This window comes from Paenarthrobacter nicotinovorans (assembly GCF_021919345.1).
In the GTDB taxonomy this organism is placed as follows: Bacteria; Actinomycetota; Actinomycetes; order Actinomycetales; family Micrococcaceae; genus Arthrobacter; species Arthrobacter nicotinovorans.
In genome coordinates this window covers 1,428,071-1,450,418 of record NZ_CP089293.1, presented here as the reverse complement: position 1 = coordinate 1,450,418, position 22,348 = coordinate 1,428,071, and the positions used below count along the sequence as shown (strand labels likewise).

Annotated in this window: 13 protein-coding genes and 1 pseudogene; 1 reads left to right on the top strand and 13 read right to left on the bottom strand. The window is 64.8% G+C overall.

Features of this window, described 5'->3' with window-relative positions; all coding sequences use genetic code 11:
* Positions 1-21: 21 nt before the first annotated feature.
* Together JMY29_RS06760 and JMY29_RS06755 are read right to left on the bottom strand one after the other, a co-directional pair.
* Positions 22-414, bottom strand: coding sequence for a RidA family protein (locus JMY29_RS06760; protein ID WP_018777419.1), 393 nt, complete (start codon positions 412-414; stop codon positions 22-24).
* A 55-nt stretch (positions 415-469) separates the two neighbouring features.
* Complete coding sequence (locus JMY29_RS06755) at positions 470-982, bottom strand: GNAT family N-acetyltransferase (RefSeq protein ID WP_055975024.1); 513 nt, start codon at positions 980-982, stop codon at positions 470-472.
* Between the two features lie 297 nt (positions 983-1,279).
* On the opposite strand from JMY29_RS06755, the gene JMY29_RS06750 reads away from it, so the two are divergent.
* Entirely contained in the window at positions 1,280-2,647 is a 1,368-nt protein-coding gene (locus tag JMY29_RS06750; RefSeq protein WP_189075845.1) for an LLM class flavin-dependent oxidoreductase, read from the top strand.
* Between the two features lie 41 nt (positions 2,648-2,688).
* Here JMY29_RS06750 and JMY29_RS06745 read toward each other — a convergent pair.
* From JMY29_RS06745 to JMY29_RS06695, 11 genes and pseudogenes are all read right to left on the bottom strand, one after another.
* Positions 2,689-3,898, bottom strand: a pseudogene (locus JMY29_RS06745) (AAA family ATPase).
* A gap of 61 nt (positions 3,899-3,959) precedes the next feature.
* On the bottom strand, positions 3,960-4,784 hold the full coding sequence (locus JMY29_RS06740) for an inositol monophosphatase family protein (protein WP_189075846.1): 825 nt from the start codon (positions 4,782-4,784) through the stop codon (positions 3,960-3,962).
* Positions 4,781-7,075: an NAD-dependent DNA ligase LigA gene (ligA, locus tag JMY29_RS06735; protein ID WP_189075847.1), complete on the bottom strand. Its 2,295-nt coding sequence runs from the start codon at positions 7,073-7,075 to the stop codon at positions 4,781-4,783. Before ligA ends, JMY29_RS06740 begins: the two co-directional genes overlap by 4 nt.
* 46 nt (positions 7,076-7,121) lie before the next feature.
* Positions 7,122-11,570 (bottom strand): FtsK/SpoIIIE domain-containing protein, encoded by a 4,449-nt coding sequence (locus JMY29_RS06730; RefSeq protein WP_189075848.1) that lies wholly within the window; start codon positions 11,568-11,570, stop codon positions 7,122-7,124.
* On the bottom strand, positions 11,567-12,271 hold the full coding sequence (locus JMY29_RS06725) for a hypothetical protein (RefSeq protein WP_018777412.1): 705 nt from the start codon (positions 12,269-12,271) through the stop codon (positions 11,567-11,569). Before JMY29_RS06725 ends, JMY29_RS06730 begins: the two co-directional genes overlap by 4 nt.
* Before the next feature lie 45 nt (positions 12,272-12,316).
* The gene (locus tag JMY29_RS06720; RefSeq protein ID WP_018777411.1) at positions 12,317-14,050 is read right to left on the bottom strand and encodes a serine/threonine-protein kinase; all 1,734 of its coding nucleotides are present in this window, start codon (positions 14,048-14,050) and stop codon (positions 12,317-12,319) included.
* Positions 14,047-15,972: a hypothetical protein gene (locus JMY29_RS06715; protein WP_189075849.1), complete on the bottom strand. Its 1,926-nt coding sequence runs from the start codon at positions 15,970-15,972 to the stop codon at positions 14,047-14,049. The genes JMY29_RS06720 and JMY29_RS06715 overlap by 4 nt, the downstream gene beginning before the upstream one ends.
* Positions 15,959-16,876 carry a PP2C family protein-serine/threonine phosphatase gene (locus JMY29_RS06710; RefSeq protein ID WP_189075850.1) on the bottom strand — a complete coding sequence of 306 codons (918 nt, stop codon included), beginning with the start codon at positions 16,874-16,876 and terminating at the stop codon, positions 15,959-15,961. The genes JMY29_RS06715 and JMY29_RS06710 overlap by 14 nt, the downstream gene beginning before the upstream one ends.
* Positions 16,873-18,429, bottom strand: a complete 1,557-nt coding sequence (locus tag JMY29_RS06705) for an RDD family protein (protein WP_189075851.1) — start codon at positions 18,427-18,429, stop codon at positions 16,873-16,875. Before JMY29_RS06705 ends, JMY29_RS06710 begins: the two co-directional genes overlap by 4 nt.
* Complete coding sequence (locus JMY29_RS06700; RefSeq protein ID WP_039240413.1) at positions 18,419-20,917, bottom strand: transglutaminase-like domain-containing protein; 2,499 nt, start codon at positions 20,915-20,917, stop codon at positions 18,419-18,421. Before JMY29_RS06700 ends, JMY29_RS06705 begins: the two co-directional genes overlap by 11 nt.
* Positions 20,914-22,317, bottom strand: a complete 1,404-nt coding sequence (locus JMY29_RS06695) for a DUF58 domain-containing protein (protein ID WP_018777406.1) — start codon at positions 22,315-22,317, stop codon at positions 20,914-20,916. Before JMY29_RS06695 ends, JMY29_RS06700 begins: the two co-directional genes overlap by 4 nt.
* Positions 22,318-22,348 lie beyond the last annotated feature (31 nt).

Here is a 22,348-nt window from a genome sequence, read left to right as displayed (position 1 = left end):
CAAATCCGGTTTGCCGCGCTGCTACGCGGACTTCTGGGCCACCAGCTCGATCTCCACGAGCATTTCCGGATCCAGGAACGGCAGTACGTGGACCAGTGAGAGCGTCGGGCGGATCTCGCCGAAGACCTCGCCGTGCGCGCGGCCGGCATCTTCCCACTTGCTGATGTCCGTCAGGTACAGCTTGGACTGCACCACGTCTTCGTAGGAGAAACCGGCGTCTTCCAGGACCGTCCCCAGCTTTTCGAGGATGTACTTGGTCTGGGAGTAGAAGCCGTCGCCCACAATCGCCGGTTTGCCGTCCACGGTCCCGCTGGCAGCCGTCGCCGAAATGAAGAGGGTGTTGTCCACCTGGACTGCGCGGGAGTAGCCAAGGGTCTGCTCCCAGACCGAACCCGTACCGAATGTCTTGCGCATGTCGCGCCTTCCTGTCGTTGCGCCCGGCCCGGTGACCGGCGCTTCGAAGGAAACTTTATGACTGCCCGAGCTCGAGCCTGTAAACGAACAGTTTTATGTCGGTGCCGGGCACGAACCAGTCGCGATGCGGTGCGCGGTCAAAGCCGGTGCGGGCGTACAACGCGTTGGCGCTTTCCCAGGTGGCGCCCGTGGTCAAGGACACGGCGTTGATACCGTCCATGGCTTTGGCTTGGTCGACGACGGCCTGTACCAAGGCGCGCCCCGCGCCGGAGCGCTGGACAGCCGGATCCACCACAAGGGTGCGCAGTTCCAACTCGTCCTCAAGGCCAATGTCCGAAAAACCCCCGCCGGCCGGAGCAGCCGTGACGGAGCCGATGACCTCGCCGTTGCGCTCAGCCACCAGGATATCTGCGTGCTCTGCGCGGCCGGCCACGTCCTGAAGCTTCTGCAGGTACGGGTGGTCGGCATCGCCGTAGTACCCCGCGGTGACGTAAGAGTCCTGCGTAATCCGGGCAACGGCGTCGTAGTCTTCGGGCAGGGCGGGACGGACGGTAATCGGCGAAAGCACCTACCAATGGTAGTCGCGCCCCACCCATCCAGGTCACCAAAGGCGGCTTTCCGTGATGGAACTATCACCTCTGGTCACAGCACGACGCCGGATGGCCGACTTGCGCAGCCGTGTGGCGGAACCTCCCGCGGCGCCTTTCTGTTGCCTCCCGTGGCGTTCAATGCCGTTCCGTTGCGCCCGGTGAACCCCGGTTTCGCGCTGTTGCGGGCACATGTCGGGCTGCTGGCGGTGCTCTTCGCGGACGTGCTTATGTTGCCACACACCCGCCCCCACACCGTCCTGAACCGAGGAGAAACCATGACCCCGCCAGACCGCCAACTGCACCTCAACGCCTTCCTCATGAGCACCGGACACCATGAGGCCTCATGGCGCCTTCCGGAAAGCGACCCCTTTGCCTCGACCAAAATAGAGCACTACCAGCACCTTGCCCGTACCGCGGAACGGGGGAAGCTGGACTCCATCTTCTTCGCCGACTCGCCTGTCCTCTTCGGCGAGGTAGGCCGGCGGCCGGCCGGAAAACTCGAACCGACAGTGCTCCTGACAGCCATCGCCACGGCCACGGAAAAGATCGGCCTCATCGCTACCGCCTCCACCACCTACAACGACCCCTTCAACCTCGCACGCCGTTTCGCCTCCGTGGACTGGGTCAGCGGCGGACGCGCGGGGTGGAACGTGGTGACCACGGCCGGCCCTGACGCGGCACGGAACTTCGGAGTTGACGACCAGCCCGCACACGCAGTCCGCTATGAACGGGCAGCCGAGTTCATCGAAGTGGCGCAAAAGCTCTGGGACAGCTGGGACGACGACGCCATTCTTGCCGACAAGGCCGACGGAGTGTGGGGCGACGATAAGAAGATCCGCGTCATTGACCACGAAGGCAAGCACTTCCGGGTCCGTGGACCCCTCAACGTCCCCCGGTCACCGCAGGGGCACCCATTGATTGTCCAGGCAGGGTCCTCCGAAAACGGAAAGAACCTGGCGGCGCAGTATGCCGAAGCCGTCTTCACAGCACATCAGACGCTGGCAGATGCCCAGGACTTCTACTCGGACTTGAAGGCACGCACCGCGGCTACGGGACGCGATCCGGAGGGGATCAAGATCCTGCCCGGCATCGTCCCGGTGATCGGTTCAACCGAAGCCGAGGCCCTCAAGCTGGAGCGGGAGCTTGATCACCTGATCAAGCCCGAGTACGCGCGCGAGCAGCTTGCCCGGACACTGCGGCTTTCACCCGAGGACCTTCCCTTGGACCGGCCACTGCCGGCCGACCTGCCGTCGGAGGACGACATCGAAGGAGCCAAGAGCCGGTACACACTGATCGTCGAACTGGCCCGCCGGGAGCAACTGACCGTCAGACAGTTGATTGCCCGGCTCGGTGGCGGCCGGGGCCACAGGACGTTCACCGGCACGCCGGAACAGGTTGCGGATGCCATCCAGGAGTGGTTCCATGCCGGCGCGGCTGACGGTTTCAACATCATGCCTCCGGTCCTGCCTTCCGGCCTGGAAGTTTTTGTTGACCAAGTGGTGCCGATCCTGCAGGAGCGCGGTCTGTTCCGCACCGAGTACACGGCCTCCACGCTGCGCGGACATTACGGTCTGGAACGGCCCGTCAACCGCTACGCCGGAACTGCAGCGCAGGAGCTGACCTCCATCGGTTCGGCTTTCTAGTCCAGTCCATCCAGTCCAGTCCAGTCCATCCACTGTGGTGATCACCGCTTTGGCCAGCTCCACGATGGGCCCTCAAGCGCGCCGAGGCCCTTGATCCTGGTCTCGCCCATGTCCTTATAGAGTTCGTGCTCGTGTGCCGACCCGCTGGCCCGGAGTGCCGTGAGCAGGGCTTCGGAGTGCGTCACCACGATCACCTGGCTGTAGGCGCTGGCCTGGACAATCAGTCCGGCCAGCGCCGGCATCAGGTCAACATGGAGACTGGTCTCCGGTTCATTGAGCACCATGAGTTCCGGCGGCCGGGGAGTCAGCAAAGCGGCAGTGAGCAGAAGGAAACGCAGGGTTCCGTCGGAGAGCTCCGCGGCTTTCATGGGCCGGAGCATTCCGGGCTGTTTCAGCTCCACACTGAACCTGCCGTCAATTGACCGCAATCTCCAGCCGGCTTCCGGGAAAGGCATGGTGCACGGCGGCGTCCAGTTTCTGCTCGAAACCCACCTCGCGGAGGGTCTGGAGCGCGGCCGCGAGGTCCTTGCCGCTGTGGTGCAGCACAGGGGTACGGGTCCCGATCTGGGCTTGGCGGGCCGGTGCGTCCGTGTCGGTCCGAAAATGATCATAGAAGCGCCATGAACGGACCGAGTCCCGAACCCGCAGTACCTCCGGTGCCCGGTCCTGGTCCGACACTTCCGTGAGCATGCTTTGGAAGGTATCCAGGCGGCGCGACAGCTCGGTCCATTGGCCCTCGGCGTCACGGAGCCTGGCCAGGCTTCCTTTACGGTCCACCAACAAGGAGCCAGGCCTGGCGACCGGCCCTGAGAATATCTGCTCCCGCTTGATTTCGGGATCGAGTCCGAACGCCGAAGGCCTCGGGCGACCGGTTTCCTGGTCAAATCCGATGCCGCCGGGCACCGGCATGCCAAGATCCACCAGATAGCCGAATTCGTCCCCGGAATAGCCCAGTTTCAGGTTCACGGACTCCCGGCGGACAGTGCCTTGGACAGGAACTTCACCCCGGCGCATGGCGTCGCTGATGTTCTCCGGCCCTGCCCAGAGTGTCGATGACAAACCGCCATCCCTGGCCAGGGAGCCCACCACGTTTCCGGAGTCTCCCCCGGCGCATTCGGCCAACAACCGCAGGGCCCGGTACAGCGACGACTTGCCGCTGCCGTTGGCCCCGGTCACGACATCCAGGCCGTGAAGCTCGATGGCCAGATCCCGGATGGAGCGGTAGTTGGCGATGGCGAGTGTTTTGATCACGGAACGGTTTTCCTCCGGGGAAGTCGGATCACAGGGAAACCCGGGTCACGGCGAAATTCCGTCACAAGGGGAATTTGCCGGAAAGTTCCAAGGCACCAGCACACATCCACGCCGCCAGGCGATCCTCCGTGCTGGGCCCTCCATCCAGCGGACTCCTCAGTCTGGGCCGGCGAACCCAGCACCCCGCTTCTTCTGCGATCAACGCACCCGCGGCAAAGTCGTGTTCGTTCAAGCCACGCTCACCGTAGGCATCGAAGGTCCCGTCTGCCACCAGGCAAAGATCCAACGCCGCGGAGCCCAGGCGGCGCACATCCGCGAACCCCTCCATGAGCTCAGCCAGACCTGCCGACTGATCGGCCCTGGTCAGGGGATCGTAGCTGAAACCGGTGGCCAGGATCAGCCCTGTCCGGCCCGGCACGGGCCCCGACAAGGAGATGGTTTGCCCTCCGGTTTCCAGTTCCGCTCCCTGGCCCCGGGCTGCTGAGTACACGCGTCCCAAGGCAGGTGCGTGAACGACGCCGGCCAGCCATACGCCGTCGGAATCCGCCACGGCAACCGAGGTGGCGTAGTAGACAATGTTCCGGATGAAGTTGGTGGTCCCGTCCAGCGGGTCGATGGACCATCGGTAGCGGGAAGGCTCCGCGGGACGCGTGGTTCCGTGCTCCTCCCCCGTGATGGTGTCATCGGGCCGTTCGGACAGGATCGCCTCGCGGACCGCATTCTCCGCCGCCTCGTCAAAGGCGGTGACCCAGTCGCCGGCCTCGCCCTTGTTGGTGGTCTCCAGGCCGTGGCCTGCCGTACCGCTGACCGAGCGCCCGGCCAGCACGGCAGCCCCTGCGGCTGCGGCGCGCCTGGCAACGGCCAGTAACTCTGTGGTGTCCGTCATTCTGTTTCAGCCTCCGCCGCTGTGGCTTCAGGGTCTGCTTCGGCTTCGGGCTCTGCTTCGGTCTTGGCCGGTCCGTTGGCCAGCAGCTCACGGAATCCGTCCTCATCCAACACCGGAATACCCAGTTGCTCGGCCTTGTCCAGTTTGGTGCCGGCACTCTCGCCGGCCACCAGGTAGCTGGTGTTTTTGGAAACGGATCCGGAGGCCTTGCCGCCGCGGATAATGATGGCTTCCTTGGCCTCATCCCGGCTGAAATTCGGCAGGGTTCCGGTGACGACGACAGTGAGTCCCTCAAGGGTCCGCGGCATTGAGGTATCCCGCTCGTCCTCCATCCGCACTCCGGCTGCAGCCCAGCTGTCCACGATGTCGTTGTGCCAGTCCACAGCGAACCATTCCTTGAGTGCCGCCGCGATGGTAGGGCCTACGCCGTCAACATGGGCAATCTGCTCTTCAGTGGCGCTGCGGATGGCGTCCATGCTGCCAAAGGCGGTGGCCAGGGCCCGGGATGCCGTAGGACCTACGTGCCTGATGGACAGAGCCACCAGCACGCGCCACAGTGGCTGCTTCTTGGCCTTCTCCAGCTCAGCGAAGAGCTTCTCCGTGGTGGCTGTGGGCTTCGACGGCGACTTGGCTGTTCCCTTTGTGTAGAAGTACGGAACGAGCTCGTATTCACCGGTTCCCACACCCTTGGAACGCTTTTCACGACGGATCTTCACGTCCGCCAGGGCTTCACGGGTCAGGCTGAACAAGCCGGCCTCGCTCGTCAGGGGCGGGGTCTCGGGCTCTGCCGGCTGGGTGAGTGCGATGGCGGCTTCCCAGCCCAGGGCTTCGATGTCGAAAGCACCGCGGCCGGCCAGGTGGAACACGCGCTCACGGAGTTGGGAAGGGCAGGACTTGGCGTTGGGGCAACGGATGTCCACGTCGCTTTCCTTCGCCGGTGCCAACGGAGTGCCACAGGACGGGCACTCGGTGGGCATCACGAATTCGCGCACCGGAGGATCCTGCTTGTCGCGCAGTGCCAGCACGGGCCCCACGATTTCCGGGATGACATCGCCGGCTTTGCGGAGGATCACGATGTCGCCGATCATGACGCCCTTGGCCTTGACCACATCCCGGTTGTGCAGGGTGGCCATCCCCACTGTGGAGCCGGCCACTTTTACGGGTTCCATCAATCCAAAAGGAGTCACGCGTCCTGTGCGCCCAACGTTGACCGCAATGTCCAGGAGCTTGGTGTGCACTTCCTCCGGCGGGTACTTGTACGCTGCGGCCCATCTGGGGACTCGGGAGGTGTACCCGAGGGCGCGCTGGGTGGCGAAGTCGTCGATCTTGACCACAATGCCGTCGATCTCATGCTGAAGGTCGTGACGGTGAGTTCCGTAATGGGCGATGAACTCAAGCACTTCCTCAAAGGAGCCGAGCACTTTGAGGTAGGGGCTGACCGGGAGACCCCACTGCTCCAGCAGCTTGTAGGTCCCGGACTGGCTCTTCGCTTCCAGACCTTCGCGCGCACCGATGCCGTGCACGTACATGCTCAGGGGTCGCTTGGCTGTCTCGGCCGGGTCCTTCTGGCGCAATGAACCGGCCGCGGCGTTGCGCGGATTGGCGAGGGGCGCCTTGCCCGCGGCCACGAGTGTCTCGTTGAACTCCACGAACGCTTTGGAGGGAATGAACACCTCCCCACGGATTTCCACTTCCGAGGGGAATCCGGAGCCACTGAGTTCCCGCGGGATCTCCTTGATGGTGAGCACGTTATGGGTGATGTCTTCACCGGTGGTGCCATCGCCACGTGTAGCGGCACGGACCAGTTTGCCGTCCCGGTACAGCAGGTTCACGGCGAGCCCGTCGATCTTCAACTCCGTCAGCCACGCAATGGGTGGAACGCTTTCCCCGAGTTTCGCCACGGAAGCCTCGGCCTTCCGGACCCAGGCCTCAAGTTCTTCCAAGGAGAAGACGTCATCCAAGCTGTACATGCGCTGCAGGTGTTCCACGGCAGCGAACGCCGAGGAGACTTCCCCGCCCACTTCCTGGGTGGGGGAATCATTGGTGACGAGTTCCGGGTGGAGAGCTTCGAGTTCCTCGAGGCGACGGTAGAGTTCGTCGAACTCCGCATCGGAAACCGTGGGCGAGTCCTCCTGGTAATACGCATACCGGTACTTGCGGACGAGGTCTGCCAATTGCTCATGCTCGTCCCGCAAGGACTCCGCGGGCGGTGCTCCCTCCCCCTCCACGGCAACAGCCGGGGAGTGGTCACCTGTGGTTTCTACCGGATTCGCAGTTTCTGGTGTGCTCACAGGTCTATCTTGCCGCAAGCCACCGACATTCAAGCCCAACGGCCTCCTAGCTGCGGTTTTCCGGTGGCATGGCAATCTGCAGCTTGCGGACCTTTCCTCGACCCACGATGTACCCGCGGCCCGGGATGAAATCCTTGCTGATGCGGCCCAGGGAAGTGTTCAGGAGCGTGTCCCCTTCCACGTCCCCCGGGTTGAGCAGGAGGCCCCTGCGTCCGGACTTGAATGGCTGCGCCAAAGACCAGGCTTGGGACCAGGTGGATGTTTCGGACTCGCCAACCACCCATTGGTCTGCCTTGATGGCAGCGGTGACCAGCCGGCCAACCCCGGATTCGGCCAATGTGTCCGTGAACTCGGTCAGGCCCTCAATGAAGATGGCCATGCTGCCCGGGTTGTCGGAAGCCTTGTCAACGAGGTCGTCGATGACGTCGGAGACCTCATCGGCTCCTACCAGCGACCGGCTCCAGATGTTCAACGATGCCACCGCCGAGCGGCGCGAGCCGATGTAGATAAGGTCGGTGCGTGGGTTGGAGCGCCGCAGGGCGTAGGCCAACGTGACCAGCGCGACCGTCCGGCCCGAGCCGGGAGGGCCTGCCAGCAGGAGCGAACCCTTGGCGGCGATGGCCGCTGAACCCAGCGTTTCGTCGTCGACACCAATAACGGGGTTGTCCGGAGCGCCGATGGGCAGGATATCCAGATCCACAAGCTCCGGTAGGCGCTGGATCTGGGGTGCCTGCTCGAGGCCCTGGCGAACCATTGCCTGGCTCAGTTTGGACACTTCACGGGCCTGCAGAGCCAGGTTCGAGTTGCCGCCCAACACGGCGAGCTGGACTTCGAGGCCGTCCAGCAGTCCGCGGCCCGGAGGTGAGGCAGCGTTCAGGACATCCTTGGGGACGTCCAAGGTCATGTAGTCGTCTTCAGAACTGAGCCGCAGCACCAGTCGCTTCTGGATGGAGGCAAGCAACGACGCCGGAACGGAATTGGTGCGGTCACCGCTGACGACGAGGTGGATGCCCAGGGGACGGCCATCGGTTGCCAGGGTCAGGAAGATATCCCACAGCGCGGAGAGGTTGCTGTACTCATAGCTTTCCCGGAAAGAGGACATACCGTCCACCAGGATGAAGATGCGCTTCTCCTCCGGCCGGTTCGCCAGTTGGCGGTATTCAACAATGGTGGAGGCCCTGACTTCGGCGAACCTCGCTGCCCGGTCGTCGGCTACTTCCTTGAGCCACCGCAAAAGGCGCCCTACACGCTCGACGTCGTCACCATTGATGATCTCGCCAACGTGGGGAAGGCCGTCGAGCATTTTCAGGCCCGAGGAGCCACAGTCGATCCCATAGACGTGTACCGGTCCGCCACGGGGAGTTACCGCTGCCGCGATCGCGATACCCCGCAACGCTGCCGACTTGCCGGATCCACCCGTACCGTAGACGGCCATGTTGCCGTCCTTGTCCGGTTCGTAGAACACGGTGGGCTGGTCCTGGTGCGCGGGGTCATCGGCAACGCCCAACAGAAGCCGCTCATCGGTGCGCGGATTGGGGAGCTTGGAGAAATCGTAGGTTGTGGCGAGCTCGTTGAGCCACGGTTTCCGTGGCGGGGCAATGGACAGGACATCGGCTGCCCGGATGATGTTTCCCGTCATCCGCGCGATGTCGTTCGGGCCGGCGGGTTCTTCTTCCACCTGGGCTTCCAGCGGCGGCTCCCACACAGGTCCGGACCCGAAGGCCATCTCCACGATGTCGATCCTGGGACGCTGCGGTTTCTCGGTGGTCCAGCCACCGGCATATCCGGTCTGGAACCCCTGAATGCGCCCCGGTCCCGTCTTCGCGGCACCACGGCCGGGAATGGACGGATCAAAGTACGCGGCCGTGGGGACGCCCAGAATGTCCACGGCGTCCACTTCGTCAGCCATGCGCAGCGCGACACGGAGGTTGGTGTTGGCACGCAGGTTGTCCTTGATGACACCGGCGGGGCGCTGCGTAGCAAGGATGAGGTGCAGGCCCAGGGACCGTCCACGGGCCGCCACATCCACCACCCCGTCAACGAACTCGGGAACTTCGGTGGCGAGGGCCGCGAACTCATCGACAATGATGATCAGGTAGGGCGGAGCCTCGGGATCGGCCTCGCGTTGCAGAGCCAGCAGGTCCTTGGCCTTCTTGCGGTTCAGGAGACGTTCCCGGTAATGCAGCTCGGCCCGCAAGGAAGTCAGTGCCCGGCGAACCAGGTGCGGGGACAAGTCCGTTACCAGGCCCACAGTGTGGGGCAAGTGCAGGCAGTCGGCGAAAGCCGCACCGCCCTTATAGTCGACGAAGAGGAAGCTGACGCGGTCCGGGCTGTACGCGGCCGCCATGCCCATGACCCATGACTGCAGGAACTCGGACTTGCCGGCACCGGTGGTTCCACCCACCAGCGCGTGCGGGCCCTCGTTCTTCAGGTCCAGGTAGAACGGTTCCACGCCCTTGGATCCCACGAGGGCACGGAGGCTTCCGTTGTCCTTACGGTTGGGAACGGCCGTGGCGTGTACTGAGTTGTTTTCCTGCCACCGCTCGGCGACGGCCTGCGGGTTGTCCATCAGCTCCTTGCCGATCAACGTGGCGTAGGAGACAGCGCGCGGGAGGTCGGAGTCGTCCTCAAGCGGGTTGCCCACGTCCACCAGCGGCGACATCATGCGCGCCAGCTGCGTGGCGAGATCGGCGTCGAGGCTTTCACAGCTCACCGGGTAGGTGTGCCGGCCCAGGCGGACCTGGCCCGTAGTGGTGCCGTGGTCGCCGTCGACGGACAGGAAGTCGCGGCACGCGGCCGGAAGGGACTGCACATTTGCCGCCACCCACATGACGTGCACACCGTAGTCCGGACCCCGTTCAACCAGCCTGGTCAGGCGGCCGCGGTCCACGGGAGCGTCATCCTCCACGATCACCAGCACGGCGGGCACTACGGGAGACGGGATTTCCTGGTTCTCGTCCTTGAGGCCCGGACGCGGCTGGGGGCCCGGTTCCTTGGACAGGGACTCGCGCTCTTCCACGAGGTTTTCCAGGCGGGACAACAGGGCAGCGCCCGCGCCAGGGCCGGCCGCAAGGTGGTCACCCGAAAGGGGGCTGTGGCCTGAACCGACATGCGGGAGCCATTGCAACCAATCCCAGCGCTCACGCGAACGCGGCGACGTCAAGGCGGTCAGGACCACCTCGGCAGGCGAATGGAGGGCCACCAACTGGAGCACCATACCCCGGGCTACGTCATCAACCACACTGCGGTCCCCCGCAACGCCGAAGGAACCGGAAGTGCGCAGCTGTGACACGATCGGCACGCCCTCAATGACGCGCACCTGCTGCAGGCACTCCTGGATTTCGCGCATGTACTGCGGCTCTGTCGCGTTGGCGGCAGGCTCATCGAAGGGAATGCGCGAAGGCGCAGAGCCCAAACCGAAACGGACGCCCAGGAAGTGCTGGTGCTCGGGACGGTTGGTCCACAGCAAGGGCCCGAGCTTGTAGATCGCGTCCACGGTATCGCTCACCGAGGGCGCTTCCTGGAGCCGGACGGCGCGCTCAATGTTCTGTTGCTTGTCGATGTCCTCGCGGAATGCCAGCATGGCGGCCTTGAACTGCTTGTGGCCTTCCTTCGCCTGGCGCTTGCCCTGCATCTTGTGATCCACGTAGTGGCCCACAATGAACAGCGGCATCATCGCCATGAAGAGCACGGACAGGAGGTTCTGGGTTACCGCGAAGAGCACGCCGCCCATCAGCAGCGGGGCAACCAGCATGATGTACGGGAACGGCTGGTGTTCAGGCCGTTTCGGACCAGCTGGTGGAACCCGCTTGGGCGATTCAAACCGAGGCAGCACCCGCGGCGAGCGATTGAAATCCACCAGTGGCGACGACGGGCCGCCACCGTGGTTCCGGGAGAGGGAGACGACGCCCACCGTAGTGTCGCCCAGCGTCACGGTGTCCGATGATGCGAGCGTGGCCCGCGTTACCGGCAGGCCGTCCATGAGGAGACCGTTGGCGGAGTTCGTGTCCACGATCTCCACCGTCTCCCCCACGGTGATGCGCGCATGGCGCTTGGAGGTGAGCGGGTCGGAGAGCCGGATGTCGGCGTCCCGGTCCCGGCCGATGTAGCTGGTGCCGAACGGCAGCGAAAATTCGCGTCCGACGTCGGGCCCTGACATGACACGCAACGTCGCCGCGGCTGGGCCCCTGTTGGTGCCGTGGCCGTTGGAGGCGAATTCCTCACTGACGTGCGCCAGCGAAACCTTGGAACCCGGGCGAAGGCCCGATTCCAGGAGGTTCTCCGTGGGCCTGAGGACATGACCGGACAAGCCACCGCCGACGAACGCTTCGTCCACGCTGATGGACAGGTTCGACGGCGGTTCGGTGCCCTTGCGTGCGGGGTCGGCAGCCCACAGCTCGGTGGCGATGTCGGCCACGGTGGCGCGGCCGTCCACGGTTACGGCGAGGTCCTTTGCTTCCGCAGGGTCACGCCGCAATGTCAGGCGGAACTTCATCCTTCGTCGACCTCACTCATTTTCTCAAGAAGATGCAGGTCAGCCGGCGTCACCAGATGGGACGTCACGGCATGCTCCACCAGGCGCGCCCGGCGGTTGGTGGCCAATTTGCCGGCTCCACCGCGAAGACCCACGACGCCAACGCGGTCGAGCTTGTCGCACACATTGTCCAGCTTGCGGTTGAAACGGGTCAGGGCCCAGCCCAGGCGTTTGGCGGCCTCCGCAGAAGACGGTATGGCGCTGAAACCGGTACCCTCCCGGCGAAGCATCGGCTCGGCGAGGGCCACGATGAGTGCTTTTTGTGAATCGGTGAAGACCACGGGGCCAATGGTGGTGTCCCCGGCTTGGTCTTCCTCGCGTGCCTCGTGCCGGAAAGACGGCGTCTTCAGGTGTACCGCAAACTCGTAGGTGGTGGGGCCCGCGGTGAAAATGACGTTGGTGTGGCTGAACACCAACGGGATCCTGGCACCCGGTGCCAGCCATGCCTGCATGCCTCCGGAGCCATCCGCGATCGTGGCCGACAGCATGCTGCCAACGTTGCTCAGCCACCAGATTCCGTCGTAACGGGCAATCTGCAGGAAGCGGCGATGCAGGTACGGGTTGTCGTCTACTTCCAGGTCACCTTCGCGGCCGATGTCAAAGACGTCCTCGTCGGATGGTTCGTACCATTCCCCACAGAAATCTATTGCTAGATCCCCCATGATCTGTGCCTCCTTGCTGGACAACGTGTTTCTGTCATGAGCCGTCTATTTCTCCACACAGGCAATGGACTCGGGGCCGCCCGGCGATGCCGAACCATCCGCCCGGACCATGATGACCTGGATGCAGAGGGGCCGCTCGGCGTGGCCCGTGATGATGGCGTAAAGTTCGGACGTCGATTCGTAGGTGCCCTCGGACTTCGCGGATTTGAGTCGCCACTTGAAAGTGTCCGTCACCTTCCAGTCAGGGCTGTCCCAGCGAAAAACCACCAAGGGCGTCGTTGAGGTGCCCCCGCTTTGGATCTCGTAAGTGATGTCCGTAACCTCGGGAACCCCACCATCGCCTATCGGGTCCGCCGGCGGCTTGCTGGCCGCCTCTGTGGGTGCCACCTTCGGCTGCGCCTGGGCGCCCAGCACCACTCCGACCACGATCGCCACAACCAGCACCGCCGCGCCCGTTGCAGCAAGCCACAAGTTTCGTTTGCTGTGGTCCGCAGCCGGCGCTTCATTGCCGGTGTCCTGGGATGCCTGCGACGCGGAGCGACTGACAGTATCGTCAACGATGTCCTGCCTGCCCGAGGGTTGCCAGCCGCGAAGGACGGTGGACTCCGAAGAATCGGGCTCGTCCAAGACCGGCTGGGCCGTGTGGAATCGCGGCGGCGCTGTCTGTTGGGCAGCAGCTGCTGCCTGCTGGGCAGAGCCTTGGGACAGGGTCGGCCGTGCTGCCGGTTGCGGGGCTGTTTGCGGCGGGTTGTTCCCGGGAACAGTCGAAGGAAAAGTTCGGGCAGGGAAGGTCGGTGCAGAGCCTGTCGTGGCTGTGCCCGACGCGTCCGGGTCGATCGACGCGATGCTCCGGACCCGGGTTTCCTCGAAGTTGTCATCCGGGTGCTGCTCATCGCCGTGACCTGGTTCTTCGAGCACTTCGAAGGGCGTCACGGACAGGTTCAGCTCGGTCTGGATCCGCTGCAACGCCAAAGCGAAGGCGTGCGCTGAGGAGTAGCGGGAGCCTGGGGACTTCGCCATGGCGGTGGCCAGCACCAATTCCAACGATTCCGGAACGTCGGCGCGGCCCAGCCTGGGAAGGGGCGCGTTGGTGATGCGCGAGATCAGTTCCCGCTGCGAGTTGTCCTGCCCCGGAAGCACGAAGGGTGACCGGCCCGCCAGCAACGTGTAGAGCGTAGCTCCCAGGGCCCAGATGTCCACGGGAACGCCCTCCACGGCACCACCACGGAACTGCTCGGGCGGCGACCATGGAATGGACATGCCGGCGTCGTCCTCGGCATCGGCACCGATGGTGCCTGAGATGCCGAAGTCCGTGAGGGCCGGACGGTTGTAGTCGGTGACCAGGATGTTGGCCGGCTTGATGTCACGGTGCACGATTCCGGCCCGGTGGGCGGTCTCGACGGCGGACGCCACCTGGATGCCGACGGCAAGTACCTCGTCGACGCTGAAGCGCTGCCTACGGTAGCGCACGTCAAGGCTGGGCCGGGAGCAGTACTCCATGGCCAGATACGAGTGGCCGCTCTCAGTGATCTCCGCTTCGAAAATCGTCACGATGTACGGGTGCGAGGACAGCTGCGCCATCAGGTTGGCCTCGGACTCGAAGCGGCGCCGCGCCCCTTCCGTCTTGAGGTCTGACAGCAGCACCTTGACCGCTACCTTCCGGCGCGGCCGGTCCTGCTCGTAAAGGTAAACATCGGAAAAGCCACCGGAGCCAAGCAAGCTGATGTACTTGAACCCCGGGATGGGTGGAGGCGGCGCGGGGGGCCTCTTGGAACTCAAAGAATCTCCTCGAAACGCAATGAAATGTCGTCGCCGAGTTCGGCGATATCGCCATCCAGCAGGATGGCCATCTCGTTTTGGGCAAGCCGTCGGGGCGCTTGGCCCTCGCGGATAAGCACGGTGCCGTTGGTCGCCTTCAGGTCGCACAGCATCACGTGCCAGCCTTCCAGCCGGACCTCGACGTGGGAGCGTGAGATGTCCCCGCCGGGGCTCTCCACCTGGACCAGCCGTGGCATGGTGCCGCCCTGGACGCGCGAAACCGAGGGTTGGCGGCCGATGATGAGCGACTGATCCAGATCGATCAGTTCCCCGGTGGAAAGCCGCATACGTCCCAGACGGGGCCGCGGGACATGGACAGCATCCCCGGAGACGGGAACTCCGCACACCGAGCACAGCGGATAGGTGGGCGGGTTGGCATGTCCCTGGGAGCAGACCCTGGCCAGCACACTGGGACCGTTGGCGGCCGGCGTCGCGCCTGATGCGGCGGCAGCTTCCACGTCATCGGCCGCGGGCAGGCTGCTTTTCATGATTGTCTGACCGTCGTGGTCCGAGTCCTCGTCCACCGGGCCGCTGGCAGGCGCGGGTGTCCAGGCTGCAGGCACCTGTGGGGCGGGAGCAGCCACCGGTGACGACGTAGCGCTGCGCAGCCACGGCACCGAATCAATGAGTCCACCGGCCGGCGCCGCGGTGGCGGACTGACCGGCCACCGGCGCAGTTGCCTGCACGGGCGGGATGACCAACGGTTGAGGTGAAAGCGGTTCAGGTGAAAGCGGTTCGGGGCCAGCCGGGTCCGGGACGGTTCCTTCCGGCTCCGACGGCGGTTGCGGAGCCGACGGCGGTTGCGGGCCAAGTGCCTGGCCCGCAGGAGTGTCGTGGTCATCAGAGTCGCTCTGCAGACGGACTGCGGCGTCTTCGATGGTGCGCATCACCGTCTTGTCCCACAAATGGTCATAGTTCGTGGTGTTCTCCAGCGAGGGACCCACGGGATCAGTCGTGCTGGTGTGGACCGGGACTTCCGAATCGTCCACGGCACCGTCTTCGCCGGACCGGTCCGGAGCGGGGAGCTCTTCATCGCCGGAACGGACTTCAGCTTCTTTGGCTTCAGCAGCAATGTATCCCGCAGGGTCTTCCTGTCCAGCGGGCTCCCCCACTTCAGGCTCCCCCACTGCGAGCCCGGCCTGCTCCGTGTCTTCCTGTCCGCTGTCCCCGTCCTCGACGGCCCTCGTTTCAGGTGCGGCCGGGACAGGGCCCTCGATGGCGTGGGCTTGGGCTGGTGCAATCGTCAGCCCGAGGTCGGCTTCCTGGTAGCCGACCATGGTTTCGTCGGAAACAGACGCGACGTGCGCGTTCGGCATCACGGAGGTTTTGGGCGCCATGTCTTGTTCAGGAGCTGTGTCTTGTCCCGGCGCTATGTCGCTTTCCGGCACGGGATCCGCCGCTGAAGGGGCCGAACCGGCGGCCTCCAGGGAAGCCAACAGCACCACGCCGTCCTTGACGGGGAGGGAATCCAAAAGCGGGCGGTCCGTCCCGGCGGCAGCCGGCGCACCGATGTAGACGTTGAAGGAGGACACACCGACAATGCGGCGCTCCGTCCAGGTGGTGACGTCACGGCCTGTGAGATGTTCCTGGCGCCCGTCCAGATGCACTGCCAATTCGAGGTCGCCACGGAGGAACACCCGCAGCGCGTCCTTGGAATCAATGATGCCGAACGGCGGGATGCGGCTGAGCGAGACACCAAAAGCCCCGGTGACTTCGTTCAGTACTTCATGGGCCTCGGGTGAGGATTCCAGCAGCTCCCAGACAGTGTCGATCAAGGCATGGGGTGTTTCCGGCCCAAGAAGGACAACGGTTCCATTGCGAACAACACCAAACCATTCACCCTGCTGGTACCGCGTGTGGGAGAGGAGATTACTGCTTGCCATCGCTGCCTTCCTCTTGGTCGTTTTGCCCAATGCCGTTTACCCAGGCCTTGGGAAGGGTGTCCTCCTCCACCTCGGACCCGACTTCCGGGCGGGGCGCCGTAATGGCGATACCGGCGTCGTTCAGAACGTTCTTGGCGTCAACCACAATCACTGTGACGTTGTCCCGTCCACCGCTCCGCAGCGCAGCCTGGATGAGCGCGTCCACCGCGTCCTGCGGGTGGGCGACGGTGCTGAGGATGCGGAACATGTGGTCATCGCTGAGTTCGCCGTTGAGTCCGTCAGAGCAGACCATGATCCGGTCGCCCTCCTGGATGGGCAGCAACCAGAAGTCGGCCTCCGTCTCATCGCCGGTTCCCAGCGCGCGCGTCACAACGTGCCGGCGGGGATGAACGGCCGCCTGCTCGGAGGTGATATCGCCCGAGTCCACAAGCTCCTGGACTTCCGAGTGGTCAACGCTGATCTGGGCGAATTCGCCCTGGCTGAGCCTGTAGGTCCGGGAATCACCGATATTCATGACCAGCCAGTACGGAAGACCCATCTGCTCCACCACAACCACACCCGAAAGCGTGGTGCCGGCGCGGGCACCCGTGGCGTCGCGGATGGCGGCGTCGGCCTTCAACAGGCAAGCCTGCAGATCCGCCGCTGACGCCGTGCGGACCCCGGAAGCCAACTCGGGAGCGCTGCCCAGGGTGCGCACGCACATGCCACTGGCTATCTCGCCTGCCTCGTGCCCGCCCATGCCATCCGCGACGGCGAAGACCGGGTCCGCGGCGATGAACGAATCCTCATTCAGCTCGCGACGAAGTCCGCGGTCGGTTCCGTAACCGTAGCTGAGACGGAATGAGGTACCGCCTGCGGCTGGGCCGGCGTCGGCGTTTGCGGGAGTGGCCGGCTGTGAATTCATGCTTGTCCTAGGTGGAAGGAGCGGTCCCCGAAGTGGACTGTGGAACCGGGGCGGACGAAGACAGCTTCGCCCGGTTGGAGCCTGGTTTGGATGCCGTCGGGGGTGGTGACGGCACTGCCGTTGGTTGAATTGCGGTCCGTTACCCACACGCCGTCGCCGTCCACCCGGAGATGAAGATGGGTCTTGGAGATGGACCTGCCGGGATCGGACACCGGCAGGAGCTGCTCAACGTTTTCCCCGGGCTGGGCAGCGGGATTGCGGCCCAGCAGGACAGTTCCGCCGAGCTGGACATCCTGGCCGTCATCCACCCGTATCCGCAGGACTGCCTGGGCGCGGGCTGTGCCGGGACGCATCTGGGTGCGTTCGACGTCGTCGTCGGGGTGAGCGGCCGCAGCCGGCTGCGGACCGACCGGAGCCGCATGGGACGCGGCAGCCTGCTGGGGGGCAAGCTGCACCTGTGGCGTGGCAGGAACCTGGCGAGGCGGGGTCGGTGGACGCCACTGGTTGGGATCATGCGAGGGCTGCACAGCCGGTGCAACGGACGACGCCGGAGCGGCCTGGGCGGTCGGGGTCACCGGCGCGGTCGCCTGGGTTGGGTGAGCCTGCGCCGGGGCCGGGGCCCGCCCGGACGGCACGGGGGAAGCAACCGGTTGGACCGGCGGAAGGTCCATGGGAGCGAAGCTGTAGGGACCTTGGATGCCGCCCGAGATTACCGGATTCCGGCCGGCGTTGACATCGAACACCAAGGACTTTGCCGCTTTGTCATGCCAGCCGCGCAACTTGCCGTTTTTGTCCCAGGCGTTGGAGACCACCACCAGGATGGCCCATACAACACCGAGCACCATCAGCGGGAGCGCGATCCACGCGACAAGCCCCAGCAGGCCGAGGGCCGACAGGATGACTGCAGCCAAGGACCCCACAACGAGAAGGCCACCAGTCACGATGCCGCGAACGAAAACCGCCCCAGCACCCGGTGCGTAGCCGTCCGCGTCGGCGCTGCGGATGCCCATGAGCTGGTTGCCGATGGTGTTGCCCGACTTTGCCTCCACCCCCAGCAGAACGAACGTGTAGATCACGGTGACTGCGAGGCCGATGCTGCCAAGAAGAACCAGCAGGCCGGTGTCGTAGACAATAAAGCCGTTCCGGCGCGTCTGGGTGATGCCGGCGATGCCGATGGCAAATGTCGTGGCCAGGACGGCGACGGGACCCAACCAGTCCAAGGCTGCCGCGCCCATCCGTTTCCCGGCGGAAGCGGGTACGAGGTCGAGCTTGGTGGTCATGGTGGTCCCTCCCCCTGGCCCCTGCAGTCTGTCCGGTTCGGCACTTGTCCCCGGAAGCACCGGCGATACTGGCGCCGACACTACGGAGATACTACCGGGATCGGCCACGCCCTGCCGGGCGGCGGACTCCAGGGCCGCCCTTTGGGCATGGTTGATGTTGCCTTCTTTACGGGCGCCCCGGTTGTTCAGCGGCGATCCGCATTGGTTGCAGAACGCCGCCCCCGGACGGACAGCGTGACGGCAGGCCGGGCACAGTTCAACGTCACTGCTCATCCGTGGTGTCCTTCGTGAATGGCAGTTTCAAACGCCGCCCGCCGGGATTGGAAGGGTCTTGTTTCCGACGGCGGAGGGCCGCCCTGCCGTCGGACAACAACGAGCGCGGAGAGAACCGTGCCTGCTGCCGCTTCCAGAATCCGACGCTTCCAGTGATATCGGTCAGGGACGAGTCGACGATCTCCCAGTACTCCTTGACCTCCGACTCGCTCGGCTGGCCGGCACCGAACACCGCGGCGTCGGCGCGGTGCGCAAGCACGGTAGTGGTGTTGCCGGCTGTGGGGAAAGCGTCCGCAATCACCGAGGCAGACTCGCGCCTGGTGGACTTGGTGTCGATCGATGCACCCATGTCGGTGACAAGGCTCAATACCTCGCTCCATCCTGCGCCAACCCGCTGGGCCGGGTGGCCATCACGGAAACGTGCCTTCCGGCGTCGAGACTTCAACAGGAGGATCAACAGCAGCGGGATAGCCAGGATCCCCAAAGGAATCAGGGCAACACCGATCGCAGCCAGCAGGGGTCCCCAGAACAACCAGGGGTTGTTCTTCTTCTCGTCCGCGTCCAGGGCGTCGGGAGTGGAGTCCGGCGGCAGGTCCGCGGGCTCCTGCGGCGGCGGTGGCGGCTGCAGTACCTGGGGCTTCGGCTTTGACTTGTTCTGCGGATCCGGCGGGATGGGCACGTTGTCCTTGGGCGGTGTGGGATCGAAGGAAACCCAGCCAACGCGGTCAAAGGCCACCTCTACCCAGGCGTGGACATCCTTGCCCGTGATCTTGACATCGCCGGCGCCGTTTTCGGGGCTCTTGGGATCCGGGTAGAAACCCATCACAACGCGCGAAGGAATGCCCAAATGGCGGAGCATGAGGGACATGGATACTGCGTACTGCTCGTCATCGCCCAGCATCTGCTTGGCGGAGAGCATGTTGCGGATGCGGGCCGCGCTGTGGCCCGGAAGGCTGGGCAGCTGCCCCTCTGCCACCAGACCGTTGCTGAAGGCACCACTCTTCTGGAAGTGGGCCTCGATCTGCCGGACACGGTCGATCGCGGTGGGTGCATCCGCGGACAGTTCGTTGGCCTGCGAGGCAACGATCGGGGGAACTTCCTCAGCGTCGGGCAACGTGAGCTTCGCAAAGTCGTACTGGGTGAGCTGTCCATGCTCCAAAGTGCCGGGATCGGAAACCTGGACCGTGTAATTCTCGCCCTTGCCCAGTCCCTTGGTGGTCACCGCAGTATCAGTGCCCGCATTGAAGTAGAGCCCCGATGCCGCGCCGGAGGTGTCCGCGAAGCTCATCCCGGTGGTGTGGCGGCCGCCCGGGACAAAGTAACCCTGGTAGTCCTCCACCGTGATGTCCAGAGTGTAGTTGGTGCCTTCCACCGGGCTCCCGGAATCAGCCAGCGTGTTCAACGACTTGGCGTCGCCAACTTTGCTGAAGTTCCCGGAACTGTTCGGATCCATGGTGTAGTTCAGGCCGTTGAACGCATCCAGCGCTGCCAGCCGTACGCGGGCATCCTTGGGCAAGCCCTTGACTGTGAAGAGCGTGGTGTCCTTTTCGTCCTTGACGAAGCTCCGGAAGCTCGCCAGTGGAGTGATGTAATCACGGGGGTCGAACGGCGGGACGATCGTGTTCCGCAGCACCTTGCGGTCGTCGCTGGCGGTCACCAGGGGTGATGCGATGGCCGTTACGCCCACGGCCACGGCGATGACCGCGGCTGCAGTCCCCAGGCGGCGGAGCTGGCCGCGGCGGGCCGCACCGGCGTCGGAATCCGGCCTGTTGGCTGAGACGGTCCGGGTACTGCGCTGGCGGAGGACATCGCGGCGGAACGTCGCCCAGACGATCGAAACTATGGTCAAGGACACGCCGCGCTCCACGTTCAGGAAGCCCGAGCTGGTGCTGAAGGCGATGCCCGTGACGAACAGGACCAGAACCGGCAGCAACGGCCAGTAGGGGCTTTTCAGCCGCCAGGTCAGCAGCCCTGCCGCCAAGGCCATGAGCAGCGAGCTCAGGAACGGCACGATCAACGTGCCGTTGGCTGTTCCGACCGGAACGCCGACCGTGAGCATGTCCTTCCACGAGAACACAATGCCCAACAGGAGCGTTCGCAGGGAATCGAAGCTTGGCAGGAATCCGAGAACCGCGGAATCCGGCACGGCAAGCGCCGAACCGAACACCATGTAGGCGCCAAAGGCCAAAGCTGTTGTGATGAGGAGACCGAGCCGGAGATGGGCATTCAGGACGGCAACGCCGAGCCCGAGGATCACCCCGCCCAAACCAGCGACGAGGAAGCGTGCGTCCCCACCGAAGCTCAGCGTGAAGCCAAGAACGCCGAGGAACAGCAGCACTGTCAGGGCGCCGCAGTCCACGAAGAAGTGCCACAATGGCCGGTCGTCGGCAAAGACAGATCCGCCTGCGGCTCGTGCCTTGGCCCGGGCACCGGACTTAGCCTGCTTTTCCGCACGCGGACGGACGCGGAGGTTGGGCGCGGTGCTCATGCTGCCGCCTTTCGAAGGACAATGGCGAGATCGTCCAGGTCGCCCACAGTGAGGACCGTCAAGTCCGCGATGTTGGCCCTCGACGGCGCGGCGCCGGGTTGGACGCGGACGGCAAGGCTGCGGACTCCCGGTGGGACGGACGCTGAGGCCGAACGCAATTGCGTGGCCGTGACATGGCTGCCGACCACGAAGAACACCACGGAAGCATTCGGGACGGTATCGGAGAGGGTCCGGGCAAGATCGACGGCGGTCTTCCGCATCGGTGCACCGACAATCCTGGTCATGTCGTCCAGGAGGTTGCGGCCGGTTTCACAGCGGAGCGGCCCCTTCTGGGTCAGGACGTCCAGGTCCCGCTGTTCACTGATGGCTTGGCGGCCGATGGAGGCCGCCACCGAAATGGCCATTTCGAATTCCGCTTCGGTGTCGTACTCGTCGGTGTTGATGGACAGGGAAATGGCCAGGTGTGCCCGGCGCGTCTCCTCGAACTGGCGGACCATGAGTTTGTTGGTGCGGGCCGTGGTCTTCCAGTGGATGTGTCTCCGGTCATCGCCCGGCACATAGTCGCGCAGGGCATGGAAGGAGACGTCGGCGCTGGAAAGTTCCGTGGTGGGCATGCCTTCGAGGTCGCGGATGAACCCGGCAGCGGAACCCCCGAGCGCCACAGTCCTCGGGTGCACGAACAGATCGACCGGTTCGGTCCAGAGCACGCGGCGGCGCAGCAGGTGGAGAGGGTCGGCGCGAACGGAGCGCACCGGTCCGACCACGATCACCGCACGGCGGGCCGTGGGAATAGTGAAGAGGTCCTCGTGGACCTGGGCCGGCTTCATCCGCGGCAGGTGGAAGACGGCCGTGTTGGCTCCCACGGGAAGTTCCAGCGCGGCAGGCAGCAACGGGCGTGTGGAGACATTGGAAACGGCAATGCTCCCCACGGCGTCGTCACCCACCGCGACACGGGTGCGGGCAAGGTCCAGGACCACGCCGTACGCCGAGCGGCCCACAATGAAGCCAACGGCCAGCACGAAGAGCAGGAAGGCCACCAAGGCCGCGGACTTGGCTTCCTGCCAGCCCCAGGACTGGCCTGCCCACCAGAGCCCGATCGCCGCTGCGAGCACCACCCAGCCGAGCAGGCTGACAACGGAGAGTGCCGGCCAGACAAAGCGCAGCCATAGGGCACGGACTTTCTCCCAGGCCGGCGCGAGGAACTCCCCTGCCGTGCCAGCAGCCTCGGCCCACACAGCGGCGGGGTGCAGTTTCCTGGTTTTTCCGGACGTGCTTCGGCTGCCAGGGCGGTTGCCCGCTTCTTTGCCGGAGCCACGCAGGGAGCGCATCGTGCCGCCAACTGCTGACGTGGCGCGCTTAAGCGAATCAGCAGCCCTGGTCAGGGGTTTGCTGGAGGACATGTAGGGGCCTTTGTTCGAACGGTGCGAGAAG

Excerpts from the sequence above, each read along its gene's own strand:
- JMY29_RS06760 (WP_018777419.1), bottom strand. The coding sequence starts at position 414 with ATGCGCAAGACATTCGGTACGGGTTCGGTCTGGGAGCAGACCCTTGGC.
- JMY29_RS06750 (WP_189075845.1), top strand. The coding sequence starts at position 1,280 with ATGACCCCGCCAGACCGCCAACTGCACCTCAACGCCTTCCTCATGAGC.
- JMY29_RS06740 (WP_189075846.1), bottom strand. The coding sequence starts at position 4,784 with ATGACGGACACCACAGAGTTACTGGCCGTTGCCAGGCGCGCCGCAGCC.
- JMY29_RS06730 (WP_189075848.1), bottom strand. The coding sequence starts at position 11,570 with ATGAAGTTCCGCCTGACATTGCGGCGTGACCCTGCGGAAGCAAAGGAC.
- JMY29_RS06725 (WP_018777412.1), bottom strand. The coding sequence starts at position 12,271 with ATGGGGGATCTAGCAATAGATTTCTGTGGGGAATGGTACGAACCATCC.
- JMY29_RS06715 (WP_189075849.1), bottom strand. The coding sequence starts at position 15,972 with ATGGCAAGCAGTAATCTCCTCTCCCACACGCGGTACCAGCAGGGTGAA.
- JMY29_RS06710 (WP_189075850.1), bottom strand. The coding sequence starts at position 16,876 with ATGAATTCACAGCCGGCCACTCCCGCAAACGCCGACGCCGGCCCAGCC.
- JMY29_RS06705 (WP_189075851.1), bottom strand. The coding sequence starts at position 18,429 with ATGAGCAGTGACGTTGAACTGTGCCCGGCCTGCCGTCACGCTGTCCGT.
- JMY29_RS06700 (WP_039240413.1), bottom strand. The coding sequence starts at position 20,917 with ATGAGCACCGCGCCCAACCTCCGCGTCCGTCCGCGTGCGGAAAAGCAG.
- JMY29_RS06695 (WP_018777406.1), bottom strand. The coding sequence starts at position 22,317 with ATGTCCTCCAGCAAACCCCTGACCAGGGCTGCTGATTCGCTTAAGCGC.